Annotated in this window: 24 protein-coding genes; 11 read left to right on the top strand and 13 right to left on the bottom strand. The window is 68.8% G+C overall.

Annotation, left to right across the window (positions count from 1 at the left end):
• Positions 1 to 57 precede the first annotated feature (57 nt).
• On the top strand, positions 58 to 270 hold the full coding sequence (locus QM591_RS08720; RefSeq protein WP_415131621.1) for a methyltransferase: 213 nt from the start codon (positions 58 to 60) through the stop codon (positions 268 to 270).
• A 27-nt stretch (positions 271 to 297) separates the two neighbouring features.
• On the opposite strand, the gene QM591_RS08715 is transcribed toward QM591_RS08720, so the two are convergent.
• Positions 298 to 924 carry a YczE/YyaS/YitT family protein gene (locus tag QM591_RS08715; protein ID WP_415131619.1) on the bottom strand — a complete coding sequence of 209 codons (627 nt, stop codon included), beginning with the start codon at positions 922 to 924 and terminating at the stop codon, positions 298 to 300.
• A 61-nt stretch (positions 925 to 985) separates the two neighbouring features.
• On the opposite strand from QM591_RS08715, the gene QM591_RS08710 reads away from it, so the two are divergent.
• On the top strand, positions 986 to 2,404 hold the full coding sequence (locus QM591_RS08710) for a PLP-dependent aminotransferase family protein (RefSeq protein ID WP_415131617.1): 1,419 nt from the start codon (positions 986 to 988) through the stop codon (positions 2,402 to 2,404).
• A gap of 38 nt (positions 2,405 to 2,442) precedes the next feature.
• Here the strand turns inward: QM591_RS08710 and QM591_RS08705 are convergent, their stop codons facing one another.
• A complete protein-coding gene (locus QM591_RS08705) occupies positions 2,443 to 2,724 on the bottom strand; it encodes a hypothetical protein (RefSeq protein WP_415131615.1) in 282 nt (93 codons plus the stop codon).
• Positions 2,725 to 2,884: 160 nt separating this feature from the next.
• Here QM591_RS08705 and QM591_RS08700 point away from each other — a divergent pair, with 160 nt between their 5' ends.
• From QM591_RS08700 to QM591_RS08685, 4 genes are all read left to right on the top strand, one after another.
• Positions 2,885 to 3,373, top strand: a complete 489-nt coding sequence (locus tag QM591_RS08700; RefSeq protein ID WP_415131613.1) for a single-stranded DNA-binding protein — start codon at positions 2,885 to 2,887, stop codon at positions 3,371 to 3,373.
• 77 nt (positions 3,374 to 3,450) lie between these two features.
• Positions 3,451 to 3,942, top strand: a complete 492-nt coding sequence (locus QM591_RS08695) for a DUF6993 domain-containing protein (protein ID WP_415131611.1) — start codon at positions 3,451 to 3,453, stop codon at positions 3,940 to 3,942.
• Between the two features lie 113 nt (positions 3,943 to 4,055).
• The gene (gene ettA / locus QM591_RS08690; protein ID WP_415131609.1) at positions 4,056 to 5,735 is read left to right on the top strand and encodes an energy-dependent translational throttle protein EttA; all 1,680 of its coding nucleotides are present in this window, start codon (positions 4,056 to 4,058) and stop codon (positions 5,733 to 5,735) included.
• On the top strand, positions 5,728 to 6,231 hold the full coding sequence (locus QM591_RS08685; protein WP_415131607.1) for an acyl-CoA thioesterase: 504 nt from the start codon (positions 5,728 to 5,730) through the stop codon (positions 6,229 to 6,231). The genes ettA and QM591_RS08685 overlap by 8 nt, the downstream gene beginning before the upstream one ends.
• Here QM591_RS08685 and QM591_RS08680 read toward each other — a convergent pair.
• Complete coding sequence (locus QM591_RS08680; protein ID WP_415131767.1) at positions 6,215 to 7,078, bottom strand: acyl-CoA thioesterase; 864 nt, start codon at positions 7,076 to 7,078, stop codon at positions 6,215 to 6,217. The two genes, QM591_RS08685 and QM591_RS08680, sit on opposite strands and share 17 nt — an antisense overlap.
• A gap of 75 nt (positions 7,079 to 7,153) precedes the next feature.
• Between QM591_RS08680 and QM591_RS08675 the strand changes: the two genes are divergently transcribed.
• The gene (locus tag QM591_RS08675; RefSeq protein WP_415131605.1) at positions 7,154 to 7,825 is read left to right on the top strand and encodes a hypothetical protein; all 672 of its coding nucleotides are present in this window, start codon (positions 7,154 to 7,156) and stop codon (positions 7,823 to 7,825) included.
• 1 nt (position 7,826) lies between these two features.
• On the opposite strand, the gene QM591_RS08670 is transcribed toward QM591_RS08675, so the two are convergent.
• The 10 genes from QM591_RS08670 to QM591_RS08625 form a co-directional block, all read right to left on the bottom strand.
• The gene (locus QM591_RS08670) at positions 7,827 to 9,494 is read right to left on the bottom strand and encodes an FAD-binding dehydrogenase (RefSeq protein ID WP_415131603.1); all 1,668 of its coding nucleotides are present in this window, start codon (positions 9,492 to 9,494) and stop codon (positions 7,827 to 7,829) included.
• A 34-nt stretch (positions 9,495 to 9,528) separates the two neighbouring features.
• Positions 9,529 to 9,999, bottom strand: coding sequence for a globin (locus QM591_RS08665; protein ID WP_415131601.1), 471 nt, complete (start codon positions 9,997 to 9,999; stop codon positions 9,529 to 9,531).
• On the bottom strand, positions 9,996 to 11,093 hold the full coding sequence (locus tag QM591_RS08660; RefSeq protein WP_415131765.1) for a mechanosensitive ion channel family protein: 1,098 nt from the start codon (positions 11,091 to 11,093) through the stop codon (positions 9,996 to 9,998). Before QM591_RS08660 ends, QM591_RS08665 begins: the two co-directional genes overlap by 4 nt.
• Positions 11,094 to 11,142: 49 nt before the next feature.
• Positions 11,143 to 11,808 carry a response regulator gene (locus tag QM591_RS08655; protein WP_415131599.1) on the bottom strand — a complete coding sequence of 222 codons (666 nt, stop codon included), beginning with the start codon at positions 11,806 to 11,808 and terminating at the stop codon, positions 11,143 to 11,145.
• Complete coding sequence (locus QM591_RS08650) at positions 11,805 to 13,097, bottom strand: sensor histidine kinase (RefSeq protein ID WP_415131597.1); 1,293 nt, start codon at positions 13,095 to 13,097, stop codon at positions 11,805 to 11,807. The genes QM591_RS08655 and QM591_RS08650 overlap by 4 nt, the downstream gene beginning before the upstream one ends.
• A 10-nt stretch (positions 13,098 to 13,107) precedes the next feature.
• Entirely contained in the window at positions 13,108 to 13,920 is an 813-nt protein-coding gene (locus tag QM591_RS08645; RefSeq protein WP_415131595.1) for an ABC transporter permease, read from the bottom strand.
• Complete coding sequence (locus tag QM591_RS08640; RefSeq protein ID WP_415131593.1) at positions 13,917 to 14,828, bottom strand: ABC transporter ATP-binding protein; 912 nt, start codon at positions 14,826 to 14,828, stop codon at positions 13,917 to 13,919. The genes QM591_RS08645 and QM591_RS08640 overlap by 4 nt, the downstream gene beginning before the upstream one ends.
• Before the next feature lie 106 nt (positions 14,829 to 14,934).
• Positions 14,935 to 17,481, bottom strand: a complete 2,547-nt coding sequence (pepN, locus tag QM591_RS08635) for an aminopeptidase N (RefSeq protein WP_415131591.1) — start codon at positions 17,479 to 17,481, stop codon at positions 14,935 to 14,937.
• Between the two features lie 72 nt (positions 17,482 to 17,553).
• Positions 17,554 to 19,242, bottom strand: a complete 1,689-nt coding sequence (locus QM591_RS08630) for a SulP family inorganic anion transporter (protein WP_415131589.1) — start codon at positions 19,240 to 19,242, stop codon at positions 17,554 to 17,556.
• On the bottom strand, positions 19,239 to 19,616 hold the full coding sequence (locus tag QM591_RS08625; RefSeq protein ID WP_415131587.1) for an ArsR/SmtB family transcription factor: 378 nt from the start codon (positions 19,614 to 19,616) through the stop codon (positions 19,239 to 19,241). Before QM591_RS08625 ends, QM591_RS08630 begins: the two co-directional genes overlap by 4 nt.
• A gap of 56 nt (positions 19,617 to 19,672) precedes the next feature.
• Between QM591_RS08625 and QM591_RS08620 the strand changes: the two genes are divergently transcribed.
• Genes QM591_RS08620 through QM591_RS08605 form a run of 4 tightly spaced genes read left to right on the top strand, consistent with a single transcriptional unit; the run spans position 19,673 to position 23,343 of the window.
• Complete coding sequence (locus QM591_RS08620; RefSeq protein ID WP_415131585.1) at positions 19,673 to 20,161, top strand: ribose-5-phosphate isomerase; 489 nt, start codon at positions 19,673 to 19,675, stop codon at positions 20,159 to 20,161.
• On the top strand, positions 20,161 to 21,156 hold the full coding sequence (locus tag QM591_RS08615) for an Fpg/Nei family DNA glycosylase (protein WP_415131583.1): 996 nt from the start codon (positions 20,161 to 20,163) through the stop codon (positions 21,154 to 21,156). The genes QM591_RS08620 and QM591_RS08615 overlap by 1 nt, the downstream gene beginning before the upstream one ends.
• A 34-nt stretch (positions 21,157 to 21,190) precedes the next feature.
• On the top strand, positions 21,191 to 21,841 hold the full coding sequence (locus QM591_RS08610) for an FMN-binding negative transcriptional regulator (protein WP_415131581.1): 651 nt from the start codon (positions 21,191 to 21,193) through the stop codon (positions 21,839 to 21,841).
• Positions 21,838 to 23,343 (top strand): amidohydrolase, encoded by a 1,506-nt coding sequence (locus QM591_RS08605; RefSeq protein ID WP_415131579.1) that lies wholly within the window; start codon positions 21,838 to 21,840, stop codon positions 23,341 to 23,343. Before QM591_RS08610 ends, QM591_RS08605 begins: the two co-directional genes overlap by 4 nt.
• Positions 23,344 to 23,382 lie beyond the last annotated feature (39 nt).

Here is a 23,382-nt window from a genome sequence, read left to right as displayed (position 1 = left end):
ACCCCGTGGTGCGAAGCGCGCGGGCGGCGTACGGTCGGGATCGGGAAGGAGTCGACGATGACGACAACCACACCGACTCGGGTCTGGGTCGCGTACGGTGCTGACGGCCGGGTCGTGGGCACGATACGTGCGACCGACGAGAGCTACACCGTGACGATGGCGGGGGCCTCCGCCGAACTGGGCAGTTATCCGACGATGGAGATCGCGAAGAGCGCGCTCCACGCCCATCTTGCTCCGGGATCGGACTGGCCTCGGTTCGGAGAGCACTGACGCTCGGCGTCAGGCTGACGCTCGGCGTCAGGCTCCGGTCACGGGGACGGCCCGTCGGTTGACACGCGCCCGCTCCGACCGCGCGCGCGTGTCGAACCAGGGGAGCGTGAGGTGGACGAGCGGTCCGATGAGGACCGCGAACAGAACGGTGCCGAGGCCGACGGTCCCGCCCAGAAGCCATCCGAAGAGCAGCACGGACGCCTCGACAGTCAGCCGCGCCGTCCAAATCGGCCACCCGAAGCGTTCGTGCATTCCCGTCATGAGCCCGTCGCGAGGTCCGGGCCCGAAGCGCGCTCCGATGTACAGGCCGGACGCGACCGCGACGACGGCCGTTCCCGCCAGGAACACCGCGATCTGGAGCAGGAATCCCTGCACGCTCGGCATGATCCAGAGGGTGAGCTGCATACTCGTTCCCACGAGCAGGATGTTGGCGATCGTGCCGATCCCGGGGCGTTGCCGAAGGGGGATCCAGAGAAGGAGGACGAGGAATCCCACGATGTTGGTCACCCAACCGATCCCGACCCCCGTCTGGCGCGAGAGGCCCTGCGCGAACACGGTCCACGGGTCCAGGCCGATGCCGGCCTGGACCATGACCGCGCAGCCGGCGCCGAAGAGGATGAGCCCGATGAGAAGTTGGAGGAGACGCAGCGTCACGTGATCATTCAACCTCAGGATTGGACGGGGCCGTGCAGTCCAATTCCACTATCGTGGCTGCATGTACTCGCGTGTCACCGCTCGGAGTCTCCATCGCGCGCTCGGAGGCTGGCGGACGCGCGACCCGGCCTATGAGGCGCTCGCGGACGCCATCCGCTTGTTGTGTCTCGACAATCGGCTCGCCCCGAGGACGGCGCTGCCCGCGGAACGCGAGCTCGCCGCCACCCTGGGGCTCAGCCGCACGACGGTAGCGGCCGCCTATCGGAGCCTCCGTGAAACGGGGCACATCGAGAGCCTGCGGGGGTCGGGGAGCGTCACCCTTCCTGCGCGACACCGTGAGTCGGCGCCCCCGGCGCACGCCGCCGACGAGATCGACTTGACGCAGGCGAGCCCTGCGGCGTGGCCGGGGCTCGCCGGTGCGCTGGCCGAGACCGCATCCGAGGCGGCGTCGATTCTCTCCCGCCCGGGATACGACATCGTCGGCTCGCGGGAGCTCCGTCGAGCGATCGCCGCTCGATACGAGCAACGCGGCCTCCCCACCCGGCCGGAGGAGATCCTGGTCACGACGGGTGCGCAGAGCGCGATCCATCTCATCGCGAGTGCTCTCGCGCGCCGCGGGGATCGCGTCGTCATAGAGACTCCGACGTATCCACACGCCGCCGAGGCGTTTCGCAATGTCGACGCGCGTTTGGTCACCATTCCGGTGTCGACGTCGGGCGGCTGGGACCTCGAGCGCGCCGAGCAGGTCTTTTCTCGGACGGAACCGACGCTGGCGTACCTGATGCCGACGTTCCAGAACCCCACGGGCCGATCGATGAAACGCCGAGAGCAGGAGGTCATCGCCCGGGCGGCCGCCGACTCGGGGTGCATGCTCGTCCTCGATGAAACGACAGCGGAGCTGTCGCTCGATGACGCGGCGATCCCGGATCCGGCACTGATCGGTACCTCCGCACTCCGGATCGGCTCTCTGGGAAAGACGGTCTGGGGAGGTCTGCGCGTCGGGTGGATCCGCGCTCAGCCGCAGACGATCCGCCGCCTCGTCGCGTCCCGCCCGTCCCACGAACTCGGAACGCCGGAGTTCGAACAAGCCGTTGCCGTGCGTCTCCTACAGCGCATGCCGGAGATCCTCTCGCAACGCGCCGCGCTTCTCGCCGAAGGCCACACAGCGTTGAGGGAGACGCTCGCGACGCGACTGCCGGAGTGGGGCATCCCCGATGTGCAGGGGGGAGTGTCCCTGTGGGTACGCCTGGACGCCCCGCTGAGCGCAGGCCTCGTGATGGCGCTCCGCCCCCGCGGCGTCCACCTGTCCTCGGGCTCGCGGTTCGCGCCCGATGGCACGCACGAGAGCAACCTGCGCATCCCCTTCACTGCGTCGCCCCAGTTGCTGCGGCGTGGCGTCGGAGTGATCGCCGACGTCTGGCCGGCCGTGAAGGCCGCAGCGCCGCGAGGTGTACCGGAGGACCTGGCGACCATCGTCTAGGCGGCTGGAGGGGGCCGAGGCACGCTCCGGCCCGGCAGTCACCGCGAGAACCGGACGCAGTCGACGGCCTCGCCCAGGTTCCAGAACTCGCCGAGATCGCGGTAAGCGTTTCGCGAGGCCAGGAAGCGCCGCGCCACGTATCGCCGCCCGTCGCTCTGGCCGCGCATCTGGATGTGACCCAAGACGCGTCCCGCCGCGTCCATCGCCCGCCAGGAGCGCTCGGACACCCGAAGCAGATCGACGCCGCCGACACGGAGCCTTCCTCGGGGCGGCAACTCGAAGGGGTCTGTGGTGACTCGCGCATCGCTTCTGGTGGACATGTCGGCTCCTCTCCCATCATCGTTGAATCGAACATAGCTTCGACCTCCGACACTCCATGGCGTCCTCCCCAGGAACCGCAGAGCAGGCGTTGCACACGGACCTCGCCTGACGGCGGCTCTACAACGGGTCACGGGGCAAGGCTGATGCCACCCATTCCTGATGACCGAGGAGGTCACCGACATGAGCGAGCACATCACCGTCATCGGCACCGTGGTCGGAGATCCCGAGCGTCGCCAGACCGCGGGGGGCCACACGGTCGCGCGCTTTCGCCTTGCCAGCACGGAGCGCAGGCGTGACGAGGCCTCCGGTGGGTGGGTCGACGGGCACACGAACTGGTTCACCGTCTCGGCCTACAGGGGCCTCGCCGAGAATGTGCTCCAGTCGCTCGGCAAAGGCCATCGAGTGATCGTGGTCGGTGCGTTCCGCCTGCGGCAGTGGGAGTCCGCAGGCAAGCAAGGCACGTCCGCCGAGGTCGAGGCCTCCGCCGTGGGGCATGACCTTCTGTGGGCAACGACGGAGTACCGGAGAGGCGAGTCCGTGCCGCCGGCGTCCTCGGCCGGGACTGGTTCGCGCGATGGCGCTGACTCTCCCGCGTCGACGGTCCGGGACGACCGCGTCTATGCGGACGCGGCGGACTCCCCGTTCTGACGTGCCAACCGCCGGCCTCTTCCGTCTGTCGTATGGCCGACGTACGAACGAGCGCGCCCCGCGCCTACAATCGACGGGTGTCCCGAACGCCCGGTCGCTTCTTCTTCGCCGCATTTCTCATCGCCGCGCTGACGGGCGGTGCGTCGGCGTGCACGCCCGCCGACACTCCACCACCGGCCCCCTCCAGTTCGCCCGCCGTGTCACCCAGTCCGACGGCCAGCGGGGTGTCGCTGAAGTCCGACGGCGATGCGGAAGACAACCTGCCGCTGTTCACGTCCGTCATGCGCGCGGTGTGGAAGACCGACGACAAGGTGAAGGGGCGTGCCTACATCGATGCGCTCGCCAAGGTCGGGTTCGATGTGCAGACGATGCAGGTGACACGCGATGAGACGAGCGTCGGCAACCCGGCGGAGAGCATCCAGTTCTCGGTGCTCTGGAAGGGCGAGTGCCTCGTGGGTCAAGTCGGCCCGTCCACCAAGAAGCCCACGGCGGTCGTGCTTCCCGCTCTGCCCGACGAGCGGTGTCTCGTGGGCGATACCCGAGAGATCGATTGGACGCCGGCGGGTTGACCACAGGTCCGTCGGCGCAAGACGGCGGAGGCGCTCCATCGGCGTCGTGGCTCGCGTTGCGGCGTTAGGCTGGGAGGCTGACGACGTCACCCCTTTGGAGATTGTGAAACGACATGGCTGAGTACATCTATCAGATGGTCCGCGCCCGAAAGGCCGTGGGGGACAAGCTGATCCTCGACGACGTCACGATGTCGTTCCTGCCCGGCGCGAAGATCGGCATGGTCGGTCCGAACGGCGCGGGAAAGTCGACAATCCTCAAGATCATGGCGGGGTTGGACACCCCGTCCAACGGTGACGCGAAGCTGACGCCGGGGTTCTCCGTCGGCATCCTCATGCAGGAACCGGAGCTCGATGAGACCAAGACCGTCCTGGAGAACATCCAGGAGGGGATCGCCATCAAGGCGAAGGTCGATCGCTTCAACGAGATCTCCGGGCTCATGAGCGATCCCGACGCCGATTTCGACGCGCTGCTGGCTGAGATGGGCACGCTTCAGGAGGAGATCGACGCCGCCGACGCCTGGGACCTCGATTCCCAGCTCGAGCAGGCGATGGATGCGCTGCGCACGCCGCCCGGAGATGCATCCGTGAGCAACCTCTCGGGAGGGGAGAAGCGTCGCGTCGCGCTCACGAAGCTCTTGCTGCAGAAGCCAGACCTGCTGCTTCTGGACGAGCCCACCAACCACCTCGATGCCGAGAGCGTGCTGTGGCTCGAGCAGCACCTCCAGAAGTACGCCGGGGCCGTCATCGCGATCACTCACGATCGGTACTTCCTCGACAATGTCGCGGAGTGGATCGCAGAGGTCGACCGCGGCCGACTCATCGGTTACGAGGGCAACTACTCCACGTACCTGGAGAAGAAGGCAGAGCGTCTGTCCGTCCAGGGAAAGAAGGACGCGAAGCTCGCCAAGCGGCTCGCCGAGGAGCTCGACTGGGTGCGCTCGAACGCCAAGGGACGGCAGGCGAAGTCGAAGGCCCGTCTCGCGCGCTACGAAGAGATGGCGGCCGAGGCCGAGCGCACCCGCAAGCTCGACTTCGAGGAGATCCAGATCCCGCCGGGGCCGCGCCTGGGAAGCGTCGTGATCGAGGCGAAGAAGCTCCAGAAGGCATTCGGGGACCGGTCCCTGATCGACGGACTCAGCTTCAGCCTGCCGCCCAACGGCATCGTGGGAGTGATCGGCCCGAACGGCGTGGGCAAGACCACGCTCTTCAAGACGATCGTCGGCCTCGAACCGCTCGACGGGGGCGACCTCAAGATCGGCGACACCGTCAAGATCAGCTATGTCGACCAGAGCCGGTCCAACATCGATCCGCAGAAGACGCTGTGGGAAGTCGTCTCGGACGGACTCGACATCATCACGGTGGGCAAGACCGAGATCCCTTCCCGCGCGTACGTGTCCAAGTTCGGATTCAAGGGGCCAGACCAGCAGAAGAAGGCCGGCGTCCTGTCGGGCGGTGAGCGCAACCGTCTCAACCTCGCGCTCACGCTGAAAGAGGGGGGAAACCTCCTGCTCCTGGACGAGCCCACGAACGACCTCGACGTCGAGACGTTGCAGTCGTTGGAGAACGCGCTGCTCGAGTTCCCGGGGTGCGCGGTCGTCATCACGCACGACCGTTGGTTCCTCGACCGCATCGCCACCCACATCCTGGCCTACGAGGGCACCGACGAGCATCCCGATCGGTGGTACTGGTTCGAGGGGAACTTCGAGGCCTACGAGGCGAACAAGATCGAGCGGCTGGGGCCCGATGCCGCCACGCCGCACCGCTCCACCTACCGCAAGCTCACCCGTGACTGAGGGGCAGGGAGGCGTCGCGGCGGGCGGCCGCCTCCACGTTCCGATCCATCTGCGGTGGGGTGATCTGGACGCGTTCAACCACGTCAACAACACCTCGATGCTGAAGCTTCTCGAAGAGGCTCGTGTGCGCGCGTTCTGGGTCGCCGAGGCGGGCGATACTGCGCCCAGCACCGCCGTGATCGAGAGCGGCCTGGATGCCGGCGCGCTCACGCTCATCGCCCGTCAAGAGATCGAGTACCTCGCGCCCGTGCCGTATCGTCGCGAGCCGCTCGACGTGCAGCTGTGGTTCAGCAAGCTCGGGGGCTCCAGCATCGAGGTCTGTTACGAGGTGTTCTCCCCGGCGAGCGACCCGGAACGGACGCTGTACGCCCGGGCGAGCTCGGTCGTCGTGATGGTCGATGCCGCCACGGGGCGTCCACAGCGCCTGACCGCGGAGATGCGGGACGCATGGTCACCGTACCTCGGCGAACCGCCGGCCTTCACTCACCGCCGTTGATCGCGTGCGGGTGGGGCACCCGCACCATGATCTCCTGCGCCACCGAGGCGATCAGCGCGCCATCGCGTGCGTAGATGCGACCGGTGCTGAACCCGCGGCCGCCGCGGGCGCTCGGCGACTCCTGGACATACAACAACCACTCGTCGACGCGCGCCGGTCGATGCCACCACATGGCGTGATCGAGACTGGCGACCTTCAGGCCCGGAGTCGACCACGCCACGCCGTGGGCCCGCAGCACCGGTTCCTGAATCGTCATGTCACTCATGTAGGCCAGGACCGCGCGGTGCAGCGCGGGATCGTCGCCGATCGCACGCCGCGTCCGCATCCACACGGCCTGGCCCGGGCTGGTGTCGGGCGCCGGCTGCGTGTACAGATCGCCGGCGGTGTGCAGGATCTCGATCGGGATCTGATCGAGGAGGCGGCCGGAGGCCGGATGATGCCGGGCCGCGTCTCGGCGGCTCCGCACTGTCTCGGGATCGTCGACGCCCGCAGGCATGGATGCATCGTGCTCGAGTCCCGGATCCTCTCGCTCGAACGACGCGATCATCGAGAAGATCGGGAGACCGTCTTGGAAGGCTTGAGTGCGGCGCGTCGAGAACGATCGCCCGTCGTGGATGCGATCCACCGAGAAGGTCAGTCCTGCCGACGCGTCGCCTGCTCGGAGGAAGTAGCCGTGCATCGAGTGCGGTGTCCGGTCGTCCGATGTCGTGCGGTCGGCGGCGAGGATCGCCTGAGCGAGCACTTGGCCCCCGAAGATCCGACCGCTCGGCATCGGATGAGAGCGACCCGTGAAGATGTCTTCCGTCGTCCGCGCGTCGCTGGAGGACAGATCGAGCACGTCCAGCATGAGTGCGACCGGGTCGGGAACCTCTGGCACGCCTACTCCCTCCGCGGTCGGACTGACCTTGCTAGCTTAGAGCGGGTGTCCGCCTCGCTCCTCTTCCACGATCCTCGCGCAGCATCCGACGCGGTGACATTCGCACAACGAGCGGCACGTGTGGGCGACGGCACCATCCGCCTGCAGGCAGCGCGAGGGACGCTGACGCTGACGTGCGCCCCCCTCGCACCCCGCGCGCTGGGCGAGCCGACACCGACGATCCTCGGGCTGCGCGCGGTGCGCACGGACCCGGAACTCGTGTGCGACCTCGTCGTCGAAGCCGGCTCACTCGCGCACGGCGAGGACCCCTCCCGCGTCTCCCTGCCCGAGACGGCGGTGACCGCGGCATGGGCGGGGGTCTCGCCTCCCCGGATGGGATGGACCCCCGTCGGGCGAGTTGCCGCAGCACGTCTGGCCGCACGGGCCCAGGGAGGTATCGCCGCGGTTGCCGAGCGGCTTCCGACGGACGCGGGAGAGGAGGTCGTTCACGCCATCCGCGCCGAGGTGTGGGGTGAGCCCGACGAGAGTGTGAGCGGGCTGCCGAGCGGAGTCGCGTTCGCTGCGTTCGCGCTCGGCTTCATCCGCGGGGAGGAGGATGCGACGATCCACCAGCACGGGCCGTGGACGCGTCTCAGCCTCGTTCGAGGGCACGTCTTGACGCGCACGATCGTGCGTAGCGGCCTCACGCCGGTACGGCCGACGGGCGCGTTCGCCTGAGTCAGGCCGCGGCTGCCGCCGCGCGCCCCGCGACACGACCGGAGAACAAGCACCCGCCGAGGAAGGTGCCCTCCAGTGCGCGGTATCCGTGGACGCCACCGCCACCGAAGCCTGCCGCTTCGCCCGCGGCATAGAGGCCGGGGACCGGAAGACCCTCGGAGTCCAGGGCGCGGGCCGACAGATCCGTCTCGATGCCGCCCAGGGACTTGCGGGTGATCACGTGGAGCTTGACCGCGATGAGCGGACCGGATGCGGGGTCGAGGATCCGATGCGGTCGGGCAGTGCGAACGAGCCGGTCTCCGCGGTAGGCCCGGGCCGACCGCAGCAGAGCGATCTGGGCGTCCTTCGTGAACGCGTTGCCGACTTCGCGGTCGCGCGCAACGACCTCCTGCCGCACCCGCTCGGCATCGAGGAGCTCCCCACCGGGCACTGCACGCATCCCCTCGATGAGGGCGTCGAGATCGTCTCGCACGACGAAGTCGGCGCCGTGGTCGAGGAAGGCCTGCACGGGGCCGGCAGCGCCCTTGCCGAGACGAGACTTCAGGAGGAGCCGCACGTCCTTGCCGGTCAGATCGGGGTTCTGCTCGCTCCCGGACAGAGTGAACTCCTTCTCGACGATCGCGCGGGACAGCACGAACCAGGAGTGGTCGTGACCCGTCCGCCGGAGGTGCTCGAGCGTTCCGAGCGTGTCGAAGCCGGGGAAGAGCGGCGCTGGCAGCCTCTGTCCGGTCGCGTCGAGCCAGAGCGACGACGGCCCCGGGAGGATGCGGATGCCGTGGTGGGGCCAGATGGAATCCCAGTTCCGGATGCCCTCGACGTAGTGCCACATGCGGTCGCCGTTGATGAGTCGCGCCCCGGTCGCCGCCGTCACCGACTGCATCGAGCCGTCGACATACTGCGGGACTCCGGAGAGCATCTCCCGCGGCGGCGCGCCGAGCCGCGACGGCCACTGGGCCCGCACGAGTTCGTGGTTGGCACCGATGCCTCCGGCTGCGACGACCGTCGCGCTCGCCTCGATCTGGAAGGCGTCGACGACCTCACGAGAGCTCGCCTCACCGCGTGGCGCCCCCGAGGGGGCCAGGATGTCGCCGACGGCGCCGGTGACGACACCGTCGTGCATCGAGAGCGCCGAGACGCGGTGGCGGGGGAGGATCGTGAGGGTCCCCGCGGCTTCTGCACGCGAGACCTCAGCGATGAAGGGCGCGATGACACCCGGACCGGTTCCCCACGTGATGTGGAAACGCGGAACGGAGTTGCCCGGCCCGAGAGCGGTGTAACCTCCGCGTTCGGCCCAGCCGACGACGGGGAAGAACCTCACACCCTTCTCGCGCAGCCACGCACGCTTCTCGTGGTGAGCGAAGTCGAGGTACGCCTCGGCCCACGCCCGCGGCCACCGGTCCTCCTCCCTGTCGAAGCCGGCCGTGGCGAACCAGTCCTGGCGGGCGAGGTCGAGGGAGTCGGATATCCCGAAGCGACGCTGCTCGGGGGAGTCCACCAGGAACAGGCCTCCGAAGGACCAGAACGCCTGACCGCCGAGGTTCGTCCGCGGTTCCTGATCCACGATCACCACGCGCTTGCCGGCCGCCACCGCCTCGCTGGCCGCGACGAGTCCGGCCAGTCCCCAGCCCACGATGAGAACATCGGTGCGATGCGTCGTGCGTGCGTTCATCCGTCGACTCCTTCGTCGCGAGGGGGGACTGTGCTCAGCGGTCGCTGCCGGCGCGCCGCGGGGGATCGGGATGGAGGGGGAGGCCGGGGCGGGACGACGGGCGCTCAGGCGCGATACCGGAGGGCTCGAACGTGTTCACCATCGCGTGCGCGGCCCGCTCCAGATAATCCCACATCGTCGCGTCCTGGAGGGGCGAGAGCTCCGCCTCGTCCAGCGCGACCCGCATCGCCCGTAGCCACCGGTCGCGTGCGTCGGGGTTCACGTGGAACGCCGCGTGCCTCATGCGCAGACGAGGGTGTCCGCGGCGCTCGCTGTACGTCGACGGGCCGCCCCAGTACTGCTCGAGGAACATCCGCAAGCGTTCGTTCGCCGGCCCCAGATCCTCTTCCGGATACATCGGCTTGAGGACCTCATCGGCGGCGACCTCGCGGTAGAACGCATCGACCAGGCGGCGGAAGGCGTCCGGACCGATCTCTTCATAGAAACTGCGCGGCGCGTCGCTCACGACGGCGCTCCGTCTGCCGTGGAGTCGCCCGAACCGCCGCTCCCGGAGCCCGACGAACGAGGCTTGCGCTTGGGTTTCCACACCGGCCGGGCGACCGAATCGTCGGCCGGCGTGACCGGGGTGGGCTTGGTGCGCGGAGGGTTGGCCCCGCGCACACGCTGCGCCCCCTCCAGCCCGCTCAGCATGATCGAGTTCATCTGCGGCAGCGTGATACCCATCTCGTCCATGCGCCGCTTGAGCCGCATCCGGAGTTCACGGGCCACGTCGTCCTTCGCGTTGGCTCGCGTCTTCATGACGAGTCGGATGACGAGCGCGTCGCCCGTGACGGACTCCAGACCCCACACCTCCGGCTGCTCGATGACCCGGGAGCGCCACTTCGGGTCCTTCGCCAGGCTCTTCGCCGTCTCCAGCATCGCGGTCTCGACGTCTTCGATGACGACGTCGACGGGGACGGCGAGATCGATGATCACGCGCGACCATCCTTGTGACATGTTGCCGATGCGGGTGATCTCGCCGTTGCGTACGTACCAGAGCGTTCCGTTGACATCACGGACGTGTGTGATGCGCACGCTCACATACTCGACGATGCCCGTGGCGAGCCCGAGATCGACGACGTCGCCGATGCCGATCTGATCCTCGGCGACGATGAAGATCCCGTTCAGCACGTCCTTCACGATGTTCTGTGCGCCGAACCCGAGGCCGGCGCCGATCGCGGCCGACAGGAGAGCGAACGAGCCGAGCACGTTCTGATCGATCGCGTTCACGATCAGGAGCACCGCGATGATCACGAGCGCGACGTTCACGATGTTCTGGAGGATCGACCCCAGGGTTCGCGTGCGTTGCACGAGGCGGACCGCGGCAAGCGGTGAGCGGTCGAGTGCCTGCGTGTCGGTCACGTTGGCCTTGGACTTCGCTCCCGTCACGATGCGATTGACGACGCGTCTGATGACGACGCGCAAGAGCCACGACACGATCAGCGCCCCGACGACGATGGCGGCGATCACGAGGAGCTTCACGCCGATCTCGCCGAACGTCCGCAGCCACCACGGCCACGACCACTGCGCGGGGTCGACCGCCTGCCCGGGAACCAACATCACCCTTCGATCCTAACGAGCGCGACCTGAACGACGGCGGAGACCGGCCTCAAGGAGAACCCTGTTCGACATGGCCCCAGCGGTGCGCGAGGATCACGGCGTGGATGCGGTCCCGTGCGCCGAGCTTGGCGAGCACCCGCCCCACATGGGTCTTGACGGTGGACTCGCCGAGGAAGAGCTCTGCGGCGATCTCCACGTTGGTCCGCCCACGCGCCATCGCCAGATATACCTCGCGTTCTCGTTCGGTGAGGGAGGCCGACGGATCGGGCCCCGGAGGGGGCGACACGCGGGGCGCCAACTGCTCGATCACGCGCCGCGTCACCCGCGGCGCCAGGACGGCGTCGCCGCGATGGACGGCGCGCACGGCGGCCAGCAGCTCCGCGCGTTGTGCGTCTTTGAGCAGGAACCCACTTGCGCCGGCTTCCAGCGCCCCGAATGCGTACTCGTCCAGGTCGAAGGTCGTGAGCACCAGCACGCGGGTGTCTGGACGGAGATCTCGAAGCCGCGCCGTCGCCTCGATCCCGTCCAGGTGGGGCATCCGCACGTCCATCAGCACGACATCGGGGGCGAGCCGGACGGCTGCCTCGATGCCCTCCCGTCCGTCGCCGGCCTCTCCGACCACCTCGATGTCGGCCTCTGCCTCCAGGACGAGTCGGAACCCGACGCGGATCAACTCCTGATCGTCGACCAACAGGATGCGGATGGGGCTGCTCACGTTCTCTCCTCCGGGGACATCGGGTCGGTGGTCTCGGGGCGCACACGGTCACCCTCAACCGGGAGGCGCGCGCGGATGCGCCAACTCTCGGGGGCCAACGGTCCCACATCGAGTTCACCGCCGACATGGTCGACGCGCTCCCGTAGTCCCCGTAGGCCGAACCCGCCCGTGGAGGGCACGCCCACCACGCCGTCGTTGCGCACTTCCACCACGACGTCCCGCGCACCGATCTGAAGGAGGACGTCGATGCGCCGCGCCGCCGGAGCGTGCCGCATCGCGTTCGTGACCCCCTCCTGGACGATGCGCGCGACAGCGAGCCGCAGCGAACGCGGCAGGTCGGCGATCGTGCCGGCGGTCGACTCCTGCCGGAACACCACGGGGTAGCCCGCCGCGCGCGCTGAGTCGACGACCGTCGAGACCGCGTCCTCGCCCACGGGAGTGAGGGGAGCGGACGCGCTGTCGTCGCGCAGGACGCCGAGCATCGCTCGCATCTCGAGCAGCGCGGCCCGGGCGGTGTCGGCCACTTGGGCGGTCGCCGCCCGCGCCCGGTCTTGGTCTCGCGTCGCCGTCGCGCCCTCCGACAGGGCAACGATGACCGTGAGGGAGTGGGAGACGATGTCGTGCATCTCTCGCGCGATGCGAGAGCGCTCCGCGCTGGCGGCCAACTGTGCCTGCTGATCGCGTTCGACGAGGAGTTGGCGAGAGCGCGCGATGATCGCCTCGACGTAGCGTTTGCGGTTTCCGACGTTGACTCCGATCAGCGTGCCGATCAGGAGCATTGCCCCCGTGCCGATGACCGAGTTCGCTGCGTCTGACGGCGCGATGACACCGGCGAAACCGAGCCAGAACGCGACGACGCCCAGCGCGCCGACCCCGATTCCGAACCCCATCCATGCGGCCCGTGTCGACCGGTACACCGCGAGCGAGTAGCTCGTCACAAGACCGAGCATGGTGCCGGTGCCGGTTCCGGCGAGGAGGAAGGCGACATCCAGGACGATGGCCCCGATGAACACGACTGTCGGCCACTGGCGGCGGCGCAACAGCATCACGCAGGCGCAGACCGTCAGGGGGACGAGCACGAGTGCCGCGGGGGACGGTCCCCTGCCGGCCTCCGTCGGTAGACGGAACGTCGCGGCGGGAACAACATTGAGCGCCAGGCAGATCAGGGCGACGAGGATGTCGGCCAGAAGAGGATGACGGGCCCAGAAGCGACGGATGACGCCGGGAACACGCGGCAGCCGCAGCTCGTCGTCCATGACGGAGGACGAGCTGCGGCTGCGTGGCGACACGGCCCCGACTCTACGCGTCGCGGACGCGGAGGACGGCCCACGCGCCCGCAAGGCACACGGCGACCCATGCGGCGAGCGTGAGGACGGCGGTGCCGGGGTCGTCCGCCCCCGGGACCGACAGTACCTGTGCGGCGCTCATCGGGAGGTGCTTGCCGAGATCGGCGACCCAGGCCCACGCCGGGCCGAAGAGGCGGAACAGGTCGACGACGATCGGAAGGACGAACAAGAGCCCCACGGTCGCAGCGATCGCTCCCGCCCCGCTTCGGAGGATGAAACCGAAGCCCACGCCGATCAGGGCGAACACCGTCATCGACATGACGCTGTAGGCGATCGGCACGATCGACTGCGCGGGCTCGGACCAGTCGATCGGCGAGGCGAGGATCGGAGCCGTGGCGAGCACGGCGGCACCGAAGATGATCGCCGAAGCGATGGCGAGGAAGCCCCCGATCACGACGGCCTTGGCAGCCAAGACCTCACCCCGGCGTGGCACGGCGGTGAGCGTGGAACGGATCATGCCGGTCGAGTACTCACCGGTCACCGAGATCGCGCCAAGGATCCCCGCCAGCAGCATCGTGAACTGCATGGGTGCGGTGATCGCCATCACGGACGGGAACTCCGACGGGAAGTCCCTCGAGGCCGTGGCCATCAGGGTGGAGATCCCGACCGAGAGGACGGCGGTGATCCCGATCGACCACCAGGTGGAACGAAGCGAGACCAGCTTGATGGTCTCCGCGCGCAGGACTTGCGCGAAGGTGAGGTGCGCCGCCGGCGTTGCCGTGCGCGGAGCCGGGGCCGCTGCGGCCTCCAGGACAGGGGCGGTCATGAGATCTCCTTGGAGCGGTACTCAACGGACTCGCCCGTGAGCGCCAGATAGGCGTCTTCCAGCGAGCCCGTCGTCGGGGTGAGTTCGTGAAGGGGGATGCCGGCAGCGGCGGCCGCATCGCCGATCGCGGCGGCCGAGGTGCCTTCGATGTCGAGGACACCGGTCTCCGCGGCCGTGACGCTGACGCCCGTGCCCGCCAGCAGATCGACGAGCTCGCTCGGACGCGGTGTGCGCACCCGCACGGTGGTCGCCGTCCATGCCGAGACCAGCTCGGCCAGCGGCGCGTCGGCGAGCACCCGACCGCGGCCGAGCACGATGACGTGGTCGGCGGTGAGGGACATCTCGCTCATGAGGTGGCTGGACAGAAGTACAGTGCGCCCCTGCGAGGCCTGGTAGCGGACGAACTGGCGTACCCAGCGAACGCCCTCGGGGTCCAGTCCGTTGACCGGCTCATCGAGAATGAGGGTGTGCGGGTCGCCGAGCAGGGCTGCGGCGATCCCCAGGCGCTGCCCCATGCCCAGCGAGAACTTGCCGGCCCGCTTGCGGGACACCGAGCCGATGCCAGCGAGCTCGATCACCTCGTCGACACGTGCTTTGCCGATGCCGTGTGTCGCGGCGATCGCTCGGAGGTGCGCCTGCGCGCTCCGCCCCGTGTGCACCGCCTTGGCGTCCAGCAGCACGCCCACTTCGGTGAGCGGAGCTCGCGAGGAGCGGTAGGGGTGTCCGTTGACGGTCACCTGCCCCGCGGTCGGTCGGTCGAGACCGACGATCATGCGCATAGTGGTCGACTTCCCGGCACCGTTCGGGCCGAGGAAGCCCGTGACTTTCCCCGGCTGGACGGTGAAGGAGACGTCGGACACCGCGTTCTTGTCTCCGAACCTCTTCGTGAGGCCTTCTGCAACGATCATGCTTCGACGCTACTGACCGGGCCTCAGGCGCACATCCGCCCCGAGTACCGAAGGCCGCGGGCCGGCGTCCCCCCGAAGGAGGAGGCCGGCCCGCGGGAGACTCCGCCTACTGGGCGTCGCGCTCCTGCACTGCCAACGCCCGATCCACACCGGCCAGGTTCTCGGCGACCAGGCGTCGGAGTGCGGGAGGTGCGTCGCGGTGGCTGTCGAGCCAGCCGCGCGTCGCGTCCCGGAGCTCGCTGTTGGCGAGCGGCGCCGGGTAAAGCCCCGTGATCAGGTAGTTCGCGATCTGGTACGTACGGGTCGACCAGATCGGGAGCAGCATCTCGAAGTAGTCGTCGATGAACGCGGCGAGTGCGTCGGTTCCCGCGGGGTGCACGAAGCCCAGCGCCGCGGAGCGGACGACGGTGTTCGGGAGGTCGTTCGCGTCGATGAGCGACGCCCACGCGATCCGCTTGGCATCCACGGTCGGGAGGGCAGCATGAGCCTGCGCGGCGAACTCGCCTCCCTTGGCGGTGTTGTCCGCCTCCCGCGCCGCGTCGATCTCTGCGGCGCTCGCAACCCCGCCCGCCGCGAGAGAGACCAGGAGCGCCCACGAGAGATCGTCATCGACGACGAGCCCGTCGAGGGCGAGGTCACCCGAGCGCAGTGCCCGGACACGCTCCCAGTGCTCCGAGGCCGACGCGGCCGAGGCGAACGCGGTGACGAACTGGAGCTGACTGTCGCTGCCCGGGGCCGCAGCCTGCGCGAGCGACCAGAGGCCGTCGGCGACCTTCCGACGCGACTGCGCCCTCACGGCCGGGGCCACGTAGGAGTTCGCCGCGAGCTGGAGCTGAGCCAGCGTCGTGCGGACGGTCGTCGACTCGGTCTCGGCACCGATGTTGCTCAGGACGAGGTCGATGTAGTCGGATGCGGATGCTTCGGCGTCGCGGGTCTGATCCCATGCCGCCCCCCACACCAGCGAGCGGGCGAGCGGGTCGCTGATCTTGCTCAGGTGCTCGATGGCAGTCGCGAGGGAGCGGTCGTCGAGGCGGATCTTCGCGTACGCGAGGTCTTCGTCGTTGAGCAGCACGAGGTCCGGTCGCTCGAGACCCACCAATTCGGACACCTCGGTGAGGTCGCCATCGACGTCGATCTCCACGTGGTGCGTCCGCACGAGCGCGCCGCCGTCGAGGGTGTAGAAACCCACGCCGAGACGGTGCGGCCGGATGGTCGAGTAGTCCGCCGGCGCCGTCTGCACGATCGCGAAGCGCGTGATCACGCCCGCGCCGTCGGTCTTGATCTCGGGCGCGAGGGTGTTCACGCCGGCCGTCTCCAGCCACTTCTTCGACCATGTCGTCAGCTCGCGACCGCTCGTGGCCTCCAGCTCCACGAGCAGGTCGCGCAGCTCGGTGTTTCCCCACGCATGCTTCTGGAAGTAGGCGGACACTCCGCCGAAGAACGCCTCGATGCCGACCCAGGCGGCGAGCTGCTTGAGGACGGATCCGCCCTTCGCGTACGTGATCCCGTCGAAGTTCACCTGCACGTCTTCGAGGTCGTTGATCTCCGCGACGACCGGGTGGGTCGAGGGCAACTGGTCCTGGCGGTACGCCCAGGACTTCTCCATGGCGTTGAAGGTCGTCCACGCCTCGGTCCATTCGGTGGCTTCGGCAGTGGCGATCGTCGACGCCCACTCGGCGAAGGATTCATTGAGCCAGAGGTCGTTCCACCACTTCATCGTCACCAGGTCGCCGAACCACATGTGGGCGAGCTCGTGGAGGATCGTCACGACGCGACGTTCCTTGACCGCGTCGGTGACCTTGCTGCGGAAGACGTAGGTCTCGGTGAAGGTGACCGCTCCTGCGTTCTCCATCGCACCCGCATTGAACTCGGGCACGAAGAGCTGGTCGTACTTCTCGAAGGGATAGGGGACCTGGAACTTCTCCTCGTAGTACGCGAAGCCCTGGCGCGTCTTCTCGAAGATGTAGTCGGCGTCGAGGTGCTGCCAGAGGCTCTTGCGGCCGTACACGCCCAGCGGGATAACCCGCCCCGAGGCGCTGGTCAGCTCGGAGAATGTCGCCTCGTAGGGGCCGGCCACGAGCGCGGTGATGTACGACGAGATGCGGGGAGTGGGCGCGAAGGTCCAGGTGGAGCCGCCGGCGCCTGCGGGCGTCGGTTCCGGTGTCGGAGAGTTCGACACGACCTTCCACGCGCTCGGCGCGGTGACGGTGAACTGGAAAGTGGCCTTCAGGTCGGGCTGCTCGAACACCGCGAAGACTCGGCGCGAGTCGGGCACCTCGAACTGGGAGTACAGGTACACCTCACCGTCCGCGGGGTCGACGAACCGGTGGAGCCCCTCGCCGGTGTTCGTGTAGAGGCAGTCGGCCTCGACCACGAGCTCGTTCTCAGCGGCGAGGCCGTCTAGCGCAATGCGCGAATCGGCGAAGGCGGCAGCGGGGTCGATGGACCGACCGTTGAGCGTGATGTTGTGAACCTCACGGGCGATGAGGTCGATGAAGGTCGACGCCCCCGCGACGGCGCTGAAGCGCACGACAGAGCGCGAGCGGAACACCTCCGGTCCGGTCGTCACGTCGAGTGTGACCTCGTACGAGGACGTGTCGACGATCGAGCGGCGCTCCTGCGCTTCGCTGCGGGTGAGGTTCTCTCCAGGCACGTTGGTGTCTCCCAAGGGTCAGGGTGGATGCCGCGGGCAGGCGCTGCTGGCGTCTGCGACAACCCGACAAGCCTACGCCGACGCCGATTCCCGACGCACATGATCGCGGGCGTGCGCGATCGCGTCGGGAAGGGAGAGGAAGAGGTGCCGGTGATGGCGGAGCGCGTCGAGCACACCGATGCGCCGGAACAGACGGTCATGACGGGGTTGCACGCCCTTGATCAGGACGGTGACACCGCGCCGCTCCAGCGTCTGCACGATCTCCCCGAGAATGCGGGCGCCGGTGGCGTCGACGAGCTCCACCTGGCTCATGCGCAGGATCACGACCGAGACGCCCCGGACCTCGTTGACCTTCTCGAACACGCGGTCCGACGCGGCGAAGAACAGGGGACCGTCGAAACGGATGATCGCGATCCTCTCGTCGCCCTCGACCGGGTCGCCCTGAATGATCTCGCGCTGCACCCCCGCGCGCCGGGCCAGAGTCCGAAGGGCGAACACGCCCGCCACGAGCACTCCGATGGCGACGGCCACGATGAGGTCGAAGCTGACCGTGATGAGCGCGGTCAGGAGGAAGGCTGCGGCGTCGCTCCGGGTCGAACGGAGGATCATCCGGACGGTGGCGACGTGCACCATACGCACCGCCGTGACCATCAGCACGGCCGCCAGGGCCGGGAGGGGGATTCGGCCCACGAGCCCCGCCAGGGCGAACACCACCATGAGGAGCACCGCGGCGTGGGTGAGGGAGGCCAGGCGCGAGCGGCCCCCCGACTTGACGTTCACTGCCGTGCGAGCGATCGCCCCGGTGGCGGGCATCCCGCCGAACAGGCCGGAGCCGATCGAGGCGATACCTTGGCCGACGAGCTCGCGATCGGGGTCGTAGGGGCCCGTGTCCGCCATGGTCGCGGCCACCCGCGCCGACAGGAGGGACTCGATCGCGGCGAGCACGGCGACCGTCGCGGCAGGGCCGAGGAGGAGCGCAATGGTCTCGGGATCGATTGCAGGAAGAGTCGGAAGCGGCAGCGCGGAGGGAAGCGGCCCGATCGTGGCGAGCGGTGTGGGCACGATCGCCACGGCAGCGGTCGTCACGACGATTCCCACGAGCGAGCCCGGGATGGCGCGGTGCACGCGAGGGGCCAGGAGCATGCATCCGGCCACTACCACCACGACACCGGCGGCCCACAAGAGGTAACCGGCGTCGGGGGCCGCCAGCGCCTCTACGGCGGCGACCGCCGCGTTCGTGCTGTGCTGTCCGGCCGTCGCGACATGTGGTGAGAGAAGCATGGGCACCTGTTGCAGGAAGATGATCGCTGCGATCCCGAGGGTGAACCCCTCGATCACGGGCCACGGGATGAACGACACCGCGCGTCCCAACCCCATCAGCCCTCCCGCGACGAGCAGCACTCCGGCGATGAGGGTCACCACCACGACGGCGGGCGCGCCGTGCGCCGCGACGATCGGCAGGAGGACGACGACCATCGCACCGGTCGGACCGGAGACCTGCACATGAGAGCCACCGAAGAAGGCGGCGAGTGCGCCGGCAATCACGGCGGTGACGAGGCCGGCCTCCGCCGTGAGTCCGGAACTGACCCCGAAGCCGAGGGCGAGCGGCAGCGCGACGATTCCCACGGTGACACCGGCGGCGAGGTCCGATCGCCACGAACGGCGGGCGACCGCATAATCGGCGCGCGAAGGGAGGAGAGACCGCAGACGCGCGCGGTGGGAGGAGCCACCGACGGTGGCGACGGGGGTCGAGACCGTCATCGGGCGCTCCCGGGGATCTCGGGGATGCGGGGGAGGGAGCGGGCATCGATCAGGAGCGCTCCGTCGTCGGCCACGACCTCGAGAAGCAGTTCCCGCGCCGTGGCGAGAAGTCGCGCGACGGCGGGATCGGTGAGGCGATAGAACACGTGGCTCGCGCGCCTCTCGCTGACGACCAAACGGTGCCGGCGGAGCACTGAGAGGTGCTGAGACAGGTGAGACGCCTCGAGGCCGGTGGCGGCCTGCAGTGCGGCGACGGAGACTTCCGGCTCGGTGGAGAGCAGCTCGAGGATGCGAATCCGGAAGGGATGCGCGAGGCCTTTGAACAGGTTCGCCTTGACTTCGTAGAGCGGCCGTTGGCGCTGACTTATTGACATGATGAAGTCATCATGTCACGGAGTGGTGCGGTCTGTGGATCCCTAGGATGGAGTCCATGCGCATCCATATCGCGACCGACCACGCGGGGCTGGAGTTCTCCACCCGTCTGCAGCACCACCTCGCGGAACAGGGACACGACATCGTGGACCATGGCCCCATCGAGTACGACCCACTCGATGACTACCCGGCGTTCTGCATCCGCGCGGCACAGGCCGTCGTCGCCGACCAGGCCGAGGGGCGCGAAGCGCTCGGCGTCGTGTTCGGGGGCTCCGGCAACGGCGAGCAGATCGCGGCGAACAAGGTCCGCGGCGCCCGTGCCGCGCTGGCCTGGAATCTCGCGACGGCCGAGCTCGCGCGCGAGCACAACGACGCGAACGTCATCGCGATCGGAGCGCGCCAGCACACGTTCGAAGAGGCCGTGTCGTTCATCGACCGGTTCATCCAGACGCCGTTCTCCGGCGAGGAGCGCCACGCGAGGCGGATCGGTCAGATGGCTGCGTACGAGACCGACGGTACGCTCGCGCCGGACCCCCGCGCTTCCTGATGCCCGAGGGCCACTCCGTCCATCGGATCGCGCGGCAGTTCGATCGCAACTTCGTGGGGCGCCGTGTGCGGGCATCTAGTCCGCAGGGCCGATTCGCCGAGGGGGCGGCGATCCTCGACGGTCGCACGCCGACCGAGGTCCGAGCAGTCGGCAAGCAGATGTTCCTCGAGTTCGACGACGATCTCTGGCTCCGGGTTCACCTGGGCATGTACGGCGCGTGGGACTTCGCCGGGGAGATCCTCATCGACCCCACCATCGCCTCGGCGAACGGCCGGATGGGCCAGACGAACCAGCGGGGCACCGACTCGGAGATCGTCTTCGACGCCGCGGGCGAGAACTCACTGAGCTCGATCGGCGCGCCGCGGCAGGCCCGCGGACGCGTACGGATGAGCGAGCAGACCCGCGGCCTGGACGACGAGGACGGCACCTGGCCGCCTCCGATCGTGGGGCAAGTACGCCTGCGCCTGCTGACCGATGTGACCAGCGCGGACCTTCGCGGTCCGACGGGGTGCGAACTGCAGACTCCCGACGAGATGCTCGCCACCGTCGCCAAGCTCGGACCGGATCCCCTCGTCGGTGACGTCACCGAGGGCGAGGAGCGGTTCACCCGCGTCGTCAGGCGCAAGCCCACGCCGATCGGGCTGCTCCTCATGGATCAGACGGTCGTGAGCGGAATCGGCAACGTGTACCGCGCCGAGATGCTCTTCCGCGCCCGTCTCAACCCCCATACCCCTGGTCGAGACGTTCCCGAGGAGACGGTCCGCGCGCTGTGGCGCGACTGGGTGAGGCTGCTTGCCATCGGAGTCGAGACCGGGCAGATGATGACGATGGACGACCTCGATCCGACGGCATATCGTCGCGCGATGAGCAGTCGGGACGACCGCCACTGGGTCTACCATCGCGCGGGACTCCCGTGCCGGGTCTGCGGAACCGAGATCGTGGTGGAAGAGATGGCGGCCCGAAAGCTCTACTGGTGCCCCTCCTGCCAGCGCTGAGACCGGCAGGCACGAACGACGACGAGAGGGCGCGATGAGACAGAACCCCAGTTTCGCGATGACCGATGTCCAGGAGATCCGCCGGATCATCGACGAGCATCCCTGGGCCACCCTCGTGAGCCACACCGACGAGGGGCTCGTGGCTTCGCACTATGCCGTGCTCCTCGACCAGGATCACGACGATCTCACCGTTGTCGGGCACGTGGGACGGCCGGACGATGCCATCCACGGCTTGGGCGGTCGAGAGGTGCTGCTCGTCTTCCAGGGACCCCACGGCTACATCTCTCCCGGCTGGTACGGCGACGCGCCGTCGGTTCCGACGTGGAACTTCGTGTCGGTCCACCTGAGCGGCACGCCTGAGATCCTCAGCCCCGAAGAAAATCTGCAGGTTCTCGATCGCCTCGTCGACCGGTTCGAATCGCGGATGCCTCAGCCTCGGCGCCTGTGGGAACGCCCGAACGATGAGAAGTTCGTCCGCGGACTGGAGAAGGGCACCGTCGGGTTTCGGCTGACCCCCCACCGTGTCGTCGCCAAGCGCAAGCTCAGTCAGAACAAGCCCGACCACGTGGTGGACACGATCATCCGCGAGCTCGCCTCGGGCAGCGGCCCTTACACCGACCCCCGCCTCCCTGCCGAGATGCAGCGGGCGCACGACCGGCTTCGCGCCGCGCGGGACGAACGATGACCGTGGGGGTGACCATCGGCGACACGGTCGACATCATCGCCGATGCCCGATTGACGGGCAGCGAACGCCTCGACCCGTTCGGTGCGGAGCCGGTGGACGTCCATCTCCACGATGGCGTGATCGTGGACATCGCGCCGGCGCGAGCGCTGCCACGGCGCGGGCGGGTCGTCGACGCGGGCGGAGGATGGGTCACGCGCGGGTTGTGGGATCACCACGTCCACACCGTCCAGTGGGCGCTCGTGGCTCAACGGGTGGCCCTCGGCGCGGCGACCTCTGCCGCCCATGCAGCGGCTTTGATGGCCGACGCGCCCATCCTCGCCGGTGGCCGCCGGGTGGGTACGGGTTTCCGCGATGCCCTGTGGCCCGACGCCATGACCCTCGATCTCCTCGACGCTCACAGCGGAGATGTGCCGACCTACCTCATCAACGCCGACGTGCACAGCGTATGGCTGAACTCGGCGGCACTTCGTCGTGAAGGGCTCCCGCACGACGAGACCGGAGTGCTGCGAGAAGAAGTCGCCTTCGAGGTGTCTCGTCGGCTCAACGCCGCGGATCCGGGTGTCGGAGACCGCTTGGTCGCCCAGGCGCTGGCGGAGGCGGCGCGACGAGGGGTGGTCGGAGTCGTCGACCTCGATATGGCATGGAACGCCGAGGCGTGGGCGCGGCGGCTGGCCGCCGGGTTCGACACGACGCGTGTCTCGTTCGGGGTGTATCCCGCACTCCTTGAACGTGCGATCGCCGAGGGGCTGGCCACCGGTGACAGCCTCGATTCGGCCGGCCTCGTGCGGATGGGACCGCTCAAGGTGATCACCGACGGCTCCCTCGGCACGCGCACGGCCGCCTGCTCCCACGCCTACCCCGGGGATCCCCACAACCACGGGGTCCTCACGGTTCCCCCGGCGCAGCTGCAGGATCTCTTGGTGCGCGCGACCGGGGCCGGCCTCGACGTCGCCGTCCATGCGATCGGCGACCTCGCGAACACCCACGCGCTCGACGCCTTCGCCGCGACCGGCGCGCGGGGCACCATCGAGCACGCGCAACTCGTGGCGCACGCCGACATCGCCCGTTTCGCCCGCCTGGGGGTGGCCGCCAGCGTGCAACCAGAGCATGCGATCGACGACCGCGACATGACGGACTCCATCTGGGGCGGCCAGACCGCTATCGCGTACCCGTTGCGCTCTCTCGCCGATGCGGGGGCGACGCTGCTCTTCGGCTCGGATGCGCCGGTGGCGCCTCTGGACCCGTGGGCGGCGATGGCCGCCGCCGTCTACCGCACCCGCGACGGTCGTCCCGCCTGGCGACCCGAAGAAGGTGTCGATCCCGCGACGGCTCTGGCGGCCTCCAGCGCGGGCGGAACGGCCACGGGGAACGCTCTGGAACCGGGACTTGCCGCCGATCTCATCATCGTCGACACCGACCCCCTGACGGCGGGGGAGCACCAACTGCGCGGCACCGAGGTGGCAGCCACACTTCTGGAAGGGCGCCTCACCCACCTCGACTGAGACGGCGGCGGGCAGCACGAAGGCCCCGGGAAGCGATGC

Source organism: Microbacterium sp. (assembly GCF_047607225.1).
Classification (GTDB): domain Bacteria; phylum Actinomycetota; class Actinomycetes; order Actinomycetales; family Microbacteriaceae; genus Microbacterium.
This window is presented reverse-complemented; position numbering and strand designations above follow the sequence as displayed.